The following is a 12,922-nucleotide window of genomic DNA, read 5'->3' on the forward strand; positions in this document are numbered from 1 at the left end:
AGAAAATTAGAACTGTGAGAATCTATGGTGGTCAGGAAATTGTGGATCTGAAAATTCCAAATTCATACCTCAAAATTCAAAACTTTTTAGGTAATGAGCCCCAAATATATGGCTAAGGGTAAGACAATAAAGCCCAACGCGATGCCGATGGCTAACACAAAACTGGTCCCATACATGATGGGGCGTAGGGCGGCATTTAAGGCACCTAAGGATTGAAACGCACTCCAGATGCCGTGGCGTAGGTGACTGGCAAGCATTACCATGACGCTGATGTAGCTGACCAAGTAGAAGGGCTGCTGAAATTTTTCGATAACCAGCCGCGATAAGTCGCGGATATCTGAGCCTGGTACGGTGTAGCGCACACCAAACTTAAAGGTGAGCAGATGCCAGACTAGAAAACTGCCCAGAACCAGCCCGGTAATGATCATGGAGCGAGAACTCATAGATTGGTAACTAGGCGTTCCGGCAGATGTATAGATGGCATATCCCTGAGGTCGTGCCCGCAACCGCCCCCAAAAAATCTGTATGCCCATCCAAACGTGAATCAACACAAACCCTAACAACCCCAGCTCAATCAGCCATGTCAATGGCCCCAACTGCTCGATCAAGTGACCATATTGGTTATAGCCATCGGCGCTAACTAGCAACACGAAATTGCCCGTCATATGGATGATGACAAAGGTGACCAAGGCTAAACCACTAAGGCCAGTGATGAGCTTTTTGCCAATGGATGACTTGTAAAGGGTAAGCAGGCGGTTTGACCCAGCCGAGGGCGTAGAAGTCATAGTTGCTAATGCTGCGATTAGTTCTATTGTGTCTGGTTTACGAAAAGCCTTTGGAAGAATCGCAGGAAAAGTATAGAAGGCAAGTGGCCATGGCCCACTGCCCACTGCACCTTCCCCTGCCTAGGCCAGCGAACGACCCATTCCCTGACGAATGCCTAAAATATTTCTGCCAAGAGCCATAGTCGCTGCCATAGCTGTTTACTATAGAAAGTCTGTTGAGTTGATATGTTAATTGAGTTGGGAAATGCAGGCCATGGACTACACCCTGGTTTCAGAACTGATGGACTACACCCTGGTTTCAGAACTGGTGGGTACTGCTGTAGGCACAGCGGCATTGGTGGGTGCAGTGATGGCGAGTCGCCTGGGCAAACAGAAGGCCCAGCAAGCGACCGAGCTTTCTAAGTTGGAGGGGACAAAAACCAAGCTAACTCAACAGGTAAATCAGGCTCAGACACAAAATAAAACCTTGAATGAGGCCATGGCCCTGGCTAAGGATGCGGTCATGGGCCTGGAGCAACAGGTGAGTGAGCTGAAGGCAGAACGCGATCGCATCTCTAAAATGGCCACTGCCGCTGAAGCTAACGTGGCTCAGCTAGAAGGCAAAACAGCTCAATTAGAAGGCAAAGCGACTCAGCTAGAAAGCACAACGACTCAGCTAGAAGGTCAAGTAGCGGGTTTGACTTCAGAGAAACAGACGCTGGAGCAAACTTATAAAACGGAATGCGATCGCTCTAGAAACTTAGAACGCTCATTAAAAGCCACCCAGCAACGTCTGAATAGCCTAGAACAATCAGAGCAGCAGTTACACCAGCTACGCCAAGAGACTCAGACTCGCCAAGCTGATTTGGAAACCCAACTGGGGCAACTACAGACCCAAACCTCAACTCAGCAGCAGCAGTTGAAGGATTTAGAGACTGAAAAACGTCAGCTAGCTCAAACCGTTAAGACCTTAGAACAAAATAAGCAGCAGCTAGAGCAAACCCTGGCTAACGCCCAGACAGAAGCCACCCAAGCCCAAGCAACCGTTACCCAGCTCACGCAGCAATTAGAACAAGCCCAAGCCCAACTCACGCAGCAATTAGAACAAGCCCAAGCCCAAGCCCAAACAGAAGCGACTCAGGCCCAAGCAACCATCACTCAGCTGACTCAGCAGTTAGAACAAGCCCAAACAACCGCCCAGACAGAGCAACAACAAGCGGCAGCAACCATTCATCAGCTCACCCAGCAACTGCAACAGGCAGAAGCGGCAAGCGAGACCGCTCAGACAGAAACGACCCAAGCTCAAACAACCATAACCCAGCTCACGCAGCAGTTAAAACAAACCCAAGCAACGGCTCAGGCAGAGACAACCCAGTCCCAAGAAACGATTACCCAACTCACCCAGCAGTTAGAACAGCTAGAACACACCAGAGCAACATCTCAAACAGAAGTTACTCAGGCTCAGACAACCATTACTGAACTGACGCAACAGCTAGAGCAGGTAACCTCACAGCTAGCCCAATTCCAGGCTCAGACATCAACCCAGCAGCAACAGCTGAAGAATTTAGAGACTGAAAACAGTCAGCTAGCCCACACCGTTACAACTCTAGAACAAAATAAACGACAGCTAGAGCAGTCCCTTGCGGCTGTGCAAACTGAAGATGAGCAAGTTCAGACAGCGATCAATCAGCTAACGCAGCAACTAGAACAAACACGCGAAACATCCCAGGCGCAAATCGAAGCAGCTCAAGCAACCATTGCTGAACTCACCCAGCAACTAGCGCAAGCGCGTGAAACATCACACACAGAAACGACCCAGGCTCAATCGACCATCGACCGCCTCACCCAGCAGTTAGAACGGATAGAGCAAGCCCAGGCAACGTCTCAGATGGAAGCAACCCAGGCTCAATTGACCATCGATCAACTCACCCAACAACTAGAGCAGGTTAGAGCCGCTGCTCAAACAGAGTCTGCTCAGACTGAGACAACGATTGCTCAGCTGACTCAGCAACTAGAGCAGGTACGAGAACAGCAGGCTACGGCTATCCAGCAGCAAGAACAGATCGCCCAGCGTGAACAAACTAAGGTAGCCAGCTTGGGGCAAGAACGTGACCAGTTAAAACGTGACGTGGCAACCAGCCAGACCCAATTAGCTCAAACTCAGGCTCAGATTGCAGTATTAGAAGCAGAATTAGCCCAGGCACAGAAGTCTCTAGTAGATGCCCAGCTTTCCCATGATCGTGAAACAGCTCTACGCAATCAGCTAGAAGAACTGACCCAAGCTCATCAGCAACTGGCACAACAGACAGCTCAGAATACTCCCCAATTAAGTCGCCAGGTGGAGGAATTGACAGCAATGAATGCTCAACTGACTCAACAATTACAAGCCGCTCAGCAAACCATGACAACCCAGGCAGATCAGCTGAAAGTAACGGCTAAAGAGCAAGTGGCTATGAAAGAAGCCCTAGAGATTAGCCAAACTGTAATTGCGTCTCTCAAAAAACAACAAACCACTCCCGCACCATCGTCTGCCGTTGCGGTCCCCCCGTCTTCTCCACCTCCCGTTTCGGCAGCAACAGCCCCAACTCCCACACAGTCTAATGAACAGCCATCGGCACAAGCTGCCAGCCTCACCACAGAACCATCTCAGGACACTACAACAACCCAGGGAATAACGGGCAAAAGCTTTGTAATTACAGGCACACTCAAGGCTCTTACCTATGAGCAAGTGACCAAGCTAATTACTGATGCGGGCGGACGGCTTAATAAAATGCCCAGTGGAAAAACTGATTACATTATTGTTGGCAAAAACCCTGGCAGTAAACTCAAAAAAGCTGAAAAGTATAATACCCCGCAACTCAATGAAGCCCAGCTGCTAGCCCTGTTTGATACTGCTGATCAGTAGTGTAAAAGCAATACTACTTAGCCAAGACTTACCGGCTGAAGTTGATGCCCCATGGTTTTTATCGTTAACTTGCTGTTGACTTTCACCAGATCAATCTGATCTGGGTCAGCCTGCTTAAACAGTCGTTGAATGGGTTTAATGTAGCTAGAAAACATGAGTGTTTCTGGAGATGTGAGGTGCAAGTAAATCTCTTCACTAAGCCACTGAATCCCATACTGCACAAATTGCCAGCTAACTTTGGAACATGGGAAGACTAAAAGACATAGAGGCAGAAGCTCATTTTTAATAACCGATATATTGCCCTCCAGCAAAGAGAGCCAGATGTAGGTTTGAAACATGCTCAGATCGCGAACACTGGAGGTTTGCACCGGATCTGACTGGATGCAACCCTGACGACTAACATGATTTGGAAAAGTGCGTAATGCTCGATGATAAACCGCACTGGCAATAGGTTCCGTCAGGGGCAACATTTTGGTCACAAGTGCTGCTGCCGGGCTGTTGGATGAATGGTTACCTGCTGCTATGCATACGCGCTGCCAAGGCATACACAGCAATTCTTCAGTCAGTTGCAAATATGGAGAGAGCCAGATGCGCTCATAAACATCTAAACGACTTAAGATCCGTTGTCGAGATAGATGAATCTGTGTACTTAAAAAGCCAATGGCACGAAGATTGGTAGATGTTGAAATCAGAGATTGTAAACCCTTGAGCAACGGCGCTAATCCTTGCATCAATTGATGAAACTTGGGCAGTATCTGAAGTGCAACTACCTGTTTACTATCAGTAGTGTGCAAATGGTGCAAGACCGGGGCAAATACAAAATCTCTCACATAGGCTTCCATTAAGTATTGATAGATAGCCACTATCTGATGAGTGATTTTTTGAGCTTCAAGAATTTGCAATGGCATATGGCTATCCATCATCAGATGTTGCGCCCTTAACCCTGACATTGTGCAGTGGGCTGTTAGGTTTCCCAAAACTTTTCTACGGGTTTCTTGACGGGCTTCGGCTGACACGGCAACAGCAAGACGTGCCTTCACATGGCTATGTGCTTGCAAAGAGATTAATCCCAGCTTGGGCAGATAGCGGATCAGCCAAATTTTAAGTAGGTCAATATTCAGTTTTTCTGAAGCTGGCGGGGAATCACAGGGTATCTCAACCATGACTATTCATCAAAAAACTATAAGGAAAAACTCGTTTTCCAATCACCAAAAGCGACTCCGATAGTTTTTACCATCCTCAATACAATACTGAGTGTTTTTTTGATGTTAGCCATAGGAATACGCTGTGTTAAAGATTACGAATCTTACAGCTATACTAATCGTAGAAATCCTGATAGTGCAAGACAAAAACAGGGTCAAATCACTCGGTATTTAGATATCTCTCTAAAGATGAGAAATATAAGACAAAAGACTGCGTTTAATGAGAAGAATGAGAGGGAATGAAATTATTTAAAAACAGAGATCTAAATAACATATCGGCCAAAAATGAAGAGATAGCATATTGCACAATAGGAGTTTGAGATTACTCTCTCTATTGTTAGTAAATTCTGTGGGGCTTGGTTAGCTATCTTACTCCCGAACACTCTATTCAGATGTGTTCTATTGAACCGTTCAATTAGTTGAACGGAAACTTATGGAGTTTATTTTAAATGCATTGACTTATCTATTGACTTATACGAAATTCTGACTAGTAACGCCCGATACCGAAGGGCATCCCTAAGGCATTGCCCCTACAGGATTGTCCATTTTTAATCAGGGTGAATAAATTCGGATTTGGTATGACATTAATGGGCCTCTAAAAAACTAGCCCTGTCTTTTCATGACCAATGAAGAGACAGGGCTGTAGTTTAAAGCTATTAATCATTAGCGGCTGGGCCACCAAAGCAATAGTTTTAGTCTTGAATGGTCACGGACACTATCTTATCGCCACCCTTAATGGCATTAACAACATCAATATCTGTGGTTTTACCAAAGACTGTGTGAACTCCATCCAGGTGAGGTTGAGGAGAATGGCATATGAAGAACTGACTACCTCCTGTATCACGACCGGCATGGGCCATGGATAGACTGCCTGCCTCGTGCTTGTTAGGGTTGATTTCACACTTGATTTTATAGCCAGGGCCACCAGTCCCAGTACCATTGGGACAACCGCCCTGAATCATAAAGTTGGGGATGACGCGGTGGAAATTGAGCCCGTCGTAGAATCCGTCTTTGGCAAGTTTGACAAAGTTTGCAACTGTATTGGGAGCATCGTTATCGAAAAAGTCGATATTGATAGTTCCCTTCGCGGTTTCCATGATTGCTTTAGTCATGCAGGCATCCTCGTATAGCAAAGCGGGTTAAAACCTTTGCCTATGATGGCAGCAAGCGTAGTTTGGCTCAAGCTGAGTTGCAGATATCTTATCGACGACGTTTGGTTTTGTTAGTTTTTTTAGCTTTTGGCGCAGGTTTCTTGCTGCCTTTAAAGCGATTGAGGGCGGCACTGGCAGCAGCTACAACACGGCTGTCAGTATCTCTAAGTGCCTGCCGCAGAAAGGGAATTGCCTTGATGGAACCAGATTCTTGAAGGGCTGTAATGGCTGCTAGACGAACATCAGCATCGACATCTTTGGTGAGCTTGCCAAGCTGGGGGACAGCGCGAATAGCTTCCTTACGATTGAGGGCGGCGGTTTTACCTAGTTCAGCTGCGGTTTGAGTCAGTTGGGTATTCTGGCTGGCGTTGGGCTGGCCAGGTGCAGTCGTTGTCTCAACCGAGGTTGTGGCCACTGTCTCTGGGGGGGTAGCGGGTTCAGATGTGGCTCCAGGTGGATTGTTGCTCTCTGCCCAGGGATCTGGAATGGGTGTAAAGGTTTGTTCTGGAATGGGTTGAGTGGCTTCAATTGGGGGCGCTGAAACCTCGTTGACTGCATCTGCCGTCGTTTCTGGCACTGCATTGGTTTCTTCTTGAAAGCCAATGCCGGTCAATGCTGCAATACGCGCTTCGTATTCGGCGTCTAGCTCGGTGAGTTGTTCTTCATGGGTGTCTTGGTAACGCTCAATTTTGGCGGCCAATTGCTGTTCGTAGTCAGCGGCCATTTTTTCCAGGGCTGCATTTAAATCTTGGGCATGATCTTCCTGGATGCGGTTCAAGCGATTAATGGATTGCTGTAAGGCATTATCCTGGCGACGAATAATGCGTTGCATTAAGAAGGCGGTTACACCCGAACCGATCCCCAATCCAATTAATACGCCTATCCCTGCTTGCGTCGCCATAACAGCGCTTCCTCATGTAGGTTCACTTTCTAAATCAGATGGATTATCCCCTAAAATCAGATGGATTATCCCCTATGATGCCAAAGTTTGACATCGGTAATGGCCATTAGGTACACCCACTGGTAATGTATTACACCTCGTTACACTATTGACTGCAGAATTGCTGAATGTGTTCTGCTTCAAATAATTTGCATTACCGTGTAGATATTGTTGATTTGATGAGGGAGCTTATTATCTTTGACTGAGGCACTTAGATTGGATACATCAGGAAATAGTGTAGATGCGATCGCAACGGAACAAATAGACGAAAAGGCATTAGAGCTGGCGACAGCCATTGCCAATGCCGCCGATGACCGGAAAGCAGAGGATATTTCTATCCTACAGGTGGGCGATGCGTCCTATCTAGCTGATTACTTTGTAATTGCCACTGGGTTTACCAATGTCCAGGTTCGTGCGATTGCCCGCTCCATTGAGTCCACCATCGAAACGGACCATGGCCGCTCTCCTCTACGTACAGAGGGCGTTGAAGAAGGGAAATGGGTGATTTATGACTACGGTGACGTCATTGCCCACATTTTTCAGCCACGTGAGCGCGAATATTACGATCTTGAGGCATTCTGGGGCCACGTTAAGCGCATTGAGTTTATTCCTACGCCCTCCCCTGGCATGGGGCAATAGGCCAAAGCGAGTGCTTATCCTATGATGAAGTTATTAAAACGTAACCATTGGCCATGAAACGCTCTGCACCACGCTGTCCTGTTCCTGCTGAGCAGCTGCCTATTCGAGAATATGAGGAAATGCGGGAGTCCTGGTTTTATAGCTGGGGTGCCCGTAGTTTGCGTGGTTACACCGTCCCTGTTCTAGTGGTTTGGGGGCTCAGTTGGTTAGTCTCCGCACCGATTGCCGCTGCCAGTTTTGCTCCAACCAAATTTTTGACTCAGTTTTTGGTGAGTGCCTCATTGGGAGCTTTGGTGATACCAACGCTAACGTTGCTACAGCTTTATGTGGGTTGGTCCCATGTGGGTCATCGCTTGCAAATCAGGGACCTGCCCTACGAAGAGTCGGGTTGGTATGACGGTCAGATATGGACTAAGCCTGATGATGTATTCAATCGCGATTGCCTGATCGTGGATTACCAGGTGAAACCAATCTTAAGTCGCCTGAGAAAAACCTTTGGTATCATAGCCAGCTGCCTGGCAACCAGTATTCTGGGGTGGTCGCTCCTCTAACTATTTTCCTGTTTTGCCAAGATAAGTCAGGTATTCAGTTTTTATCGGTGTATTCTGATCCCGGTTCAGATGGTCCGGTATCTTTGTATATCTTATATATCGTCATTTTCTAGCTGTTTCAATCAAAATTTATGCCTAGGCCAAGCCGTATCTCCACTACTCCATTGGCAGTCCAACTGTTGAGAGAAGGGATTGTCGAGTCTGTTCATCAGGTCCACGCGGCAGTGGCTGATAGTCGCGGGAGACTACTATCAGGAGCTGGTGATGCAGATAATGCCAGCTTTATACGTTCTGCCCTGAAGCCCTTCCAAGCGATGGCTATTGCATCTACAGGGGCTTTGGATGCGTTTAAGCTTACTGACAAAGATTTGGCCATTATCTGTGGTTCTCACCAAGGCCTGACCCACCAGGCCCGGCAAGTATTTGGCATTTTGTGGCGTGCTGATTTAGAACCTACGTGTTTACGATGTCCGGTGCCCGATGGCAAGAAGAGCCCGTTGGAACACAACTGTTCAGGTAAGCATGCTGGCATGCTGGCATGCTGTAAACAGCAAGGATGGGAACTCAATACCTATCTGAACCGCAATCATCCTTTGCAACAGCTGATTCTCAATCGCTTTGCCAGTTTATTGGGAATGCCATCTGACGAGTTTATTTGCGCCCACGATGACTGTGGTGCTCCCACCTATTTCATGCAGCTGCGACAAATGGCAACGCTGTATGCCAAATTGGCGTCAGGAGAAAACCTGGAGATGGAGCGAGTTGTGCGAGCCATGACACACCATCCGGAGATGGTATCAGGCCCCGGCGGATTTGATACGGAATTAATGTGCTTGACCCATGGCGAAATTCTCAGTAAGTCTGGGGCAGAAGGGATTCAATGTATGAGTCGAGTAGGGGAAGGCTTGGGGGTAGCCCTGAAGGTCGTGGATGGCTCTAAGCGGGCTAAATATGCAGCGGCTCTCCATGTTTTACGACAGTTGGGATGGATTTCTCCAGATATTGCCGACACGATGGCCGAAACCTATTTAAATTTGAGCGACTACAAGCGGCTCGATATGGTTGGTGAAATTGACCTTGTTTAGTTTCTTGAAAAGCCTACTGTCATGGGCTTTTGGCAGAATTAGATATGAAAAAATCTGGGGATCAAAAATTAATGGCAAAAAAGTATTGCACTTTACACAACCCATAGCTATAGTAGTAAAGCGCTGACGCGGGGTAGAGCAGTCTGGTAGCTCGTCGGGCTCATAACCCGAAGGTCGTTGGTTCAAATCCGGCCCCCGCCACTTAAGAAAAAATAAGGTTCGAAGTTTAACTTCGAACCTTATTTTTTTGTGTATCTCATCTAATTTCCTTAGTGTTTGAGACAACCTGTGGGCTTGGCCAGAAATGTTAACTTAAGTAAAGTATTTGCTTTGCTGTTGTTTGTTATGACCCTTTCGTTTGTCCGTCGTTGTATTTACCGTCTGGCTTTGTCGGTGCTCTTGGTGGGGGTGCTGATTTTAGGGCCATCATTACCGGCCCAAGCTCTCGGTGGTGAACAAGTACCGTTGGGGGAGCCTGCTCCTGCCTTTACGCTCCCCACAAATGTAGGCGATGGGGAAATTTCCCTAACAGATTACTTGGGACAGTGGGTTGTTCTTTATTTCTACCCCAAGGACTTTACCCCTGGTTGCACGTTGGAAGCACAACGCTTTCAGCGAGATTTACCAGAGTTTATTGAGCGCAAGACCCAGGTTATTGGTGTCAGTGCTGACGATGTGGATAGCCATGCTGAATTTTGTGATTCCGAAGGCTTAAAGTTTCCCTTACTGGCAGATACTGATGGTGCGGTGAGCCGTGCCTATGGGTCTTGGATGAAACCCATGTCGATGCGCCATACTTATCTAATTGATCCGGATGGGACCATGCGCGAGCGTTTTCTCGGTGTGCGCCCGGCAATTCATAGCCAAGAAGTCCTGGCCCGATTGGACGAACTCCAGGCCTAATAATCGTGTGGGGACGTTCCATGGAACGTCCCCACACGATTTGGGGTATGGCTTTACGATTTGGACAACCCACGATTGGGTGATAGGCCTTAAAAAATGGTCTTGAGGTATTCGCGGCGCATGGTTGCGATCGCATCAATCGAAATTCCCTTAGGACAGACCGCCTGACATTCTCCGTGGTTAGAGCAATCACCAAAGCCTTCGGCTGTCATTTGTTCAGTCATGTTGATGACACGCTGACGGCGTTCGGGATGTCCCTGGGGAAGTAAAGACAGATGAGCCACCTTCGCCGCAGTAAATAGGGCGGCAGACGCATTGGGGCAAGCCGCTACACAGGCTCCACAGCCAATACAAGTGGCATAATCAAAGGCAGTTTGCGCTTTACCAGGGGCAACAGGAAGGCTATTAGCTTCAGGCGCAGACCCGGTTTTTACAGATACAAAGCCCCCGGCTGCCATGATCCGGTCCAACGCACTGCGATCTACCACTAAGTCTTTAACAACTGGGAATGCCTGAGCCCTCCAAGGCTCGATGACGATGGTATCCCCATCTTTGAAGTTACGCATATACAGTTGGCAAGTAGCCGTACGCAGCTCTGGTCCATGGGCCTGACCATTGATCATTAGGTCACAAGAGCCACAAATTCCCTCTCTACAATCGTGATCAAACTCCACCGGCTCTTGCCCCGAGGCTGTGAGCTGTTCATTGAGTAAATCAAGTAATTCTAGAAAGGACATATCGGGGGATACGCCTGAAAGGCGATAGTCCTCTATATGCCCTGATTGATCAGGAGCTGCCTGTCGCCAAACCTTAAGCTTTAGCTGCATTGTTCGTCATTGTTTTATCGATGGAATACATAGCCCTGAGATCTACGGTGCCGCTCAGAACTTATAGCTTGGCGCACATAGCTGTTGCTAGACACAAGGCAGATTTGTTTGCCAACAGTTCAATAGTACGCCCAGGGCTTCATGACTGCCACAACTATTATGTAATCCGACATTAGGCTGAAAAAAATAGTACTTAATATCTTTTGTTGGACTACCTCTTGTTTTTCAAGTCCGCAATTTTTCAGAATAGTTGACTACAAGTTTAAGTAAACACTCATCAAATTTCCTTGTTGTTACTGGCGTTTTTGTTATGACTCTCCTTTAGGGTATACATACAGGATTTAAAGATGTTTAGAGACCATAAATTGACTGAGCTAAGGTAATCTTGTCATGATGAATCGCGTTTGTTTGATGGCGGCAACAACTGCCATATTGACATTCTTTAAGGCACAAGTAGCTTTTGCTCACACTGTTTCCTATGACTTCACTGTAGATGTTACATCCGGCCCCCTCGCAGGAGAGCGCTATATAGGGTTAACATCCGTTGATGTCACGAATTTACTGAAAGAGAGTTACGAAACGGTTCGGCCTACGTCAATTATCTTTGATTTTGGTGGCATCACATTTACTGATGACAATGATGTTTTAGATATTGATGCCAACTCTCCAAAAGTCAACTTTCAAGATGGCCAGTTTATGGGTATCACCTATATCGTTTCTCGTTTAGGTAATAACCCTGCGGAAATTCCGCTTATTAACGATGTCGCAGTGGATGGATTTGCGATTGACAACAATGAATTTGGATATGTTGTGGGGGCAAATCTTTACCGAGGAGATACTGTTAATCATGCATTGCCCCACAACTCGACTAGTCCAAATAGGCAGTCGGTGCCAGAGCCGTCTGTTTGGTTAGGCTTTGCCACAGTGGGCTGTGGCTGCTGGCTAACGCGCCGTCTAGGTTAGCAACACCCCCCTCCGTCATAGAACCAGGTGGATGGGGTTAAAACAATCTCATTAGGGAACTTGCTGGCCAGGTTAGCTGCAGTTTTATCGCATACTGCCAGGGGAATGCCTGGCTGCATGATATGTCCGGACTGATCGTCAAGGTACTCTTCTGTGCCAGCATAGACAGCTGTTTTGCCAGTAAAGACACAGGCTCCATCAGGAGGAAGGGGAACCTTGAACGCAACTGAGTCTAAGCTTTCTAGCAATAGGGGTTGATCTAGGTTGTAGGTTTCTTTACCCAGTAGACGGTAGGGGCGACGGGCTCGGATTTCCACCTGGCCAAAACCCGTGTCAATTAAGGCCTGAATATACTCGTTATAGGTGAGGGCTCCCGACAGGCATAGAGCCCGCAACCGTTCGTCTGCTTGCAAGTGGGGGGGGATTGGGCGGGTGGCAATGGGATCACTCATGACCAAACGACCGCCAGGTTTAATCACTCGATAGGCTTCTTTTAGAGCCCGTACTAGATCCGCCGGTTCAAAAATGTTGAACAGACAGTTCTGTGCCATCACATCGACGGAATTGTCGGGGATGGGCAAATCGAATGCATCACCTTTACGAATGTCGACAAAGCTGGGGTCAAACCAGTCGTTTTCTTCGGCAGCGATGGCTAGATTGCGCTGGGCTGCATCCCTCATCGCATCTACAGGATCCACAGCAATGACCCCCTGGGGCCGCCGTGAAAAATAGGCAAATTGTAAGGCTTCAATGCCACCACCAACGCCAACATAGAGCACGGTAGGGTCACCTGATAATTCGGACGGATGGACGGTTGTACCGCAACCGTAGTTCATTTCCTGCATCAGGGTAGGAACATTTAAGTCCGGTAGCTGCAATGGGGTGCTCTGAACACAGCACAGTCCTACCATGGGGTCTTCGGCCACGTCACTATAGAACTTAGCTGTGGTTTCAAGGTAGCTCATGTAATTCTCCTAGAAGAAAACGAAGGG

Annotated in this window: 12 protein-coding genes and 1 tRNA gene; 7 read left to right on the forward strand and 6 right to left on the reverse strand. The window is 47.6% G+C overall.

Annotation, left to right across the window (positions count from 1 at the left end):
* Nucleotides 1-86: 86 nt before the first annotated feature.
* Complete coding sequence (locus tag SPB21_RS31365; RefSeq protein ID WP_499868976.1) at nt 87-785, reverse strand: succinate dehydrogenase cytochrome b subunit; 699 nt, start codon at nt 783-785, stop codon at nt 87-89.
* A gap of 253 nt (nt 786-1,038) precedes the next feature.
* On the opposite strand from SPB21_RS31365, the gene SPB21_RS31370 reads away from it, so the two are divergent.
* Nucleotides 1,039-3,669, forward strand: coding sequence for a BRCT domain-containing protein (locus SPB21_RS31370; protein WP_499868978.1), 2,631 nt, complete (start codon nt 1,039-1,041; stop codon nt 3,667-3,669).
* A gap of 17 nt (nt 3,670-3,686) precedes the next feature.
* On the opposite strand, the gene SPB21_RS31375 is transcribed toward SPB21_RS31370, so the two are convergent.
* The 3 genes from SPB21_RS31375 to SPB21_RS31385 form a co-directional block, all read right to left on the reverse strand.
* Complete coding sequence (locus tag SPB21_RS31375) at nt 3,687-4,832, reverse strand: hypothetical protein (RefSeq protein WP_163669823.1); 1,146 nt, start codon at nt 4,830-4,832, stop codon at nt 3,687-3,689.
* 731 nt (nt 4,833-5,563) lie between these two features.
* Nucleotides 5,564-5,983, reverse strand: coding sequence for a peptidylprolyl isomerase (locus tag SPB21_RS31380; RefSeq protein ID WP_499868980.1), 420 nt, complete (start codon nt 5,981-5,983; stop codon nt 5,564-5,566).
* 88 nt (nt 5,984-6,071) lie between these two features.
* Entirely contained in the window at nt 6,072-6,923 is an 852-nt protein-coding gene (locus tag SPB21_RS31385) for a HEAT repeat domain-containing protein (RefSeq protein ID WP_163698837.1), read from the reverse strand.
* A gap of 237 nt (nt 6,924-7,160) precedes the next feature.
* Here SPB21_RS31385 and rsfS point away from each other — a divergent pair, with 237 nt between their 5' ends.
* The 5 genes from rsfS to SPB21_RS31410 all read left to right on the forward strand — a co-directional run bounded on the left by rsfS (nt 7,161) and on the right by SPB21_RS31410 (nt 10,140).
* On the forward strand, nt 7,161-7,601 hold the full coding sequence (rsfS, locus tag SPB21_RS31390; protein WP_250565759.1) for a ribosome silencing factor: 441 nt from the start codon (nt 7,161-7,163) through the stop codon (nt 7,599-7,601).
* A gap of 53 nt (nt 7,602-7,654) precedes the next feature.
* The gene (locus SPB21_RS31395) at nt 7,655-8,152 is read left to right on the forward strand and encodes a CGLD27 family protein (RefSeq protein WP_163669818.1); all 498 of its coding nucleotides are present in this window, start codon (nt 7,655-7,657) and stop codon (nt 8,150-8,152) included.
* Between the two features lie 131 nt (nt 8,153-8,283).
* Complete coding sequence (locus SPB21_RS31400) at nt 8,284-9,237, forward strand: asparaginase (protein WP_163669816.1); 954 nt, start codon at nt 8,284-8,286, stop codon at nt 9,235-9,237.
* A gap of 127 nt (nt 9,238-9,364) precedes the next feature.
* Nucleotides 9,365-9,438: transfer RNA gene (locus tag SPB21_RS31405), tRNA-Met, on the forward strand.
* A 144-nt stretch (nt 9,439-9,582) separates the two neighbouring features.
* Nucleotides 9,583-10,140, forward strand: coding sequence for a peroxiredoxin (locus SPB21_RS31410; RefSeq protein WP_499062016.1), 558 nt, complete (start codon nt 9,583-9,585; stop codon nt 10,138-10,140).
* An 89-nt stretch (nt 10,141-10,229) separates the two neighbouring features.
* Here the strand turns inward: SPB21_RS31410 and SPB21_RS31415 are convergent, their stop codons facing one another.
* A complete protein-coding gene (locus SPB21_RS31415; RefSeq protein ID WP_499062015.1) occupies nt 10,230-10,967 on the reverse strand; it encodes a succinate dehydrogenase/fumarate reductase iron-sulfur subunit in 738 nt (245 codons plus the stop codon).
* A 390-nt stretch (nt 10,968-11,357) separates the two neighbouring features.
* Here SPB21_RS31415 and SPB21_RS31420 point away from each other — a divergent pair, with 390 nt between their 5' ends.
* Complete coding sequence (locus SPB21_RS31420; RefSeq protein ID WP_499868982.1) at nt 11,358-11,930, forward strand: PEP-CTERM sorting domain-containing protein; 573 nt, start codon at nt 11,358-11,360, stop codon at nt 11,928-11,930.
* Here SPB21_RS31420 and arsM read toward each other — a convergent pair.
* Entirely contained in the window at nt 11,927-12,895 is a 969-nt protein-coding gene (arsM, locus tag SPB21_RS31425) for an arsenosugar biosynthesis arsenite methyltransferase ArsM (RefSeq protein ID WP_163669802.1), read from the reverse strand. The two genes, SPB21_RS31420 and arsM, sit on opposite strands and share 4 nt — an antisense overlap.
* Nucleotides 12,896-12,922: the final 27 nt, after the last annotated feature.

Origin of the sequence: Leptothoe sp. ISB3NOV94-8A (genome assembly GCF_043421595.1) — a bacterium.
Classification (GTDB): Bacteria; Cyanobacteriota; Cyanobacteriia; order Phormidesmidales; family Phormidesmidaceae; genus Leptothoe; species Leptothoe turfae.

Coding starts and splice junctions, on each gene's coding strand:
- SPB21_RS31365 (WP_499868976.1), bottom strand. CDS start 785: ATGACTTCTACGCCCTCGGCTGGGTCAAACCGCCTGCTTACCCTTTAC.
- SPB21_RS31370 (WP_499868978.1), top strand. CDS start 1,039: ATGGACTACACCCTGGTTTCAGAACTGATGGACTACACCCTGGTTTCA.
- SPB21_RS31375 (WP_163669823.1), bottom strand. CDS start 4,832: ATGGTTGAGATACCCTGTGATTCCCCGCCAGCTTCAGAAAAACTGAAT.
- SPB21_RS31380 (WP_499868980.1), bottom strand. CDS start 5,983: ATGACTAAAGCAATCATGGAAACCGCGAAGGGAACTATCAATATCGAC.
- SPB21_RS31385 (WP_163698837.1), bottom strand. CDS start 6,923: ATGGCGACGCAAGCAGGGATAGGCGTATTAATTGGATTGGGGATCGGT.
- SPB21_RS31395 (WP_163669818.1), top strand. CDS start 7,655: ATGAAACGCTCTGCACCACGCTGTCCTGTTCCTGCTGAGCAGCTGCCT.
- SPB21_RS31400 (WP_163669816.1), top strand. CDS start 8,284: ATGCCTAGGCCAAGCCGTATCTCCACTACTCCATTGGCAGTCCAACTG.
- SPB21_RS31410 (WP_499062016.1), top strand. CDS start 9,583: ATGACCCTTTCGTTTGTCCGTCGTTGTATTTACCGTCTGGCTTTGTCG.
- SPB21_RS31415 (WP_499062015.1), bottom strand. CDS start 10,967: ATGCAGCTAAAGCTTAAGGTTTGGCGACAGGCAGCTCCTGATCAATCA.
- SPB21_RS31420 (WP_499868982.1), top strand. CDS start 11,358: ATGATGAATCGCGTTTGTTTGATGGCGGCAACAACTGCCATATTGACA.
- arsM (WP_163669802.1), bottom strand. CDS start 12,895: ATGAGCTACCTTGAAACCACAGCTAAGTTCTATAGTGACGTGGCCGAA.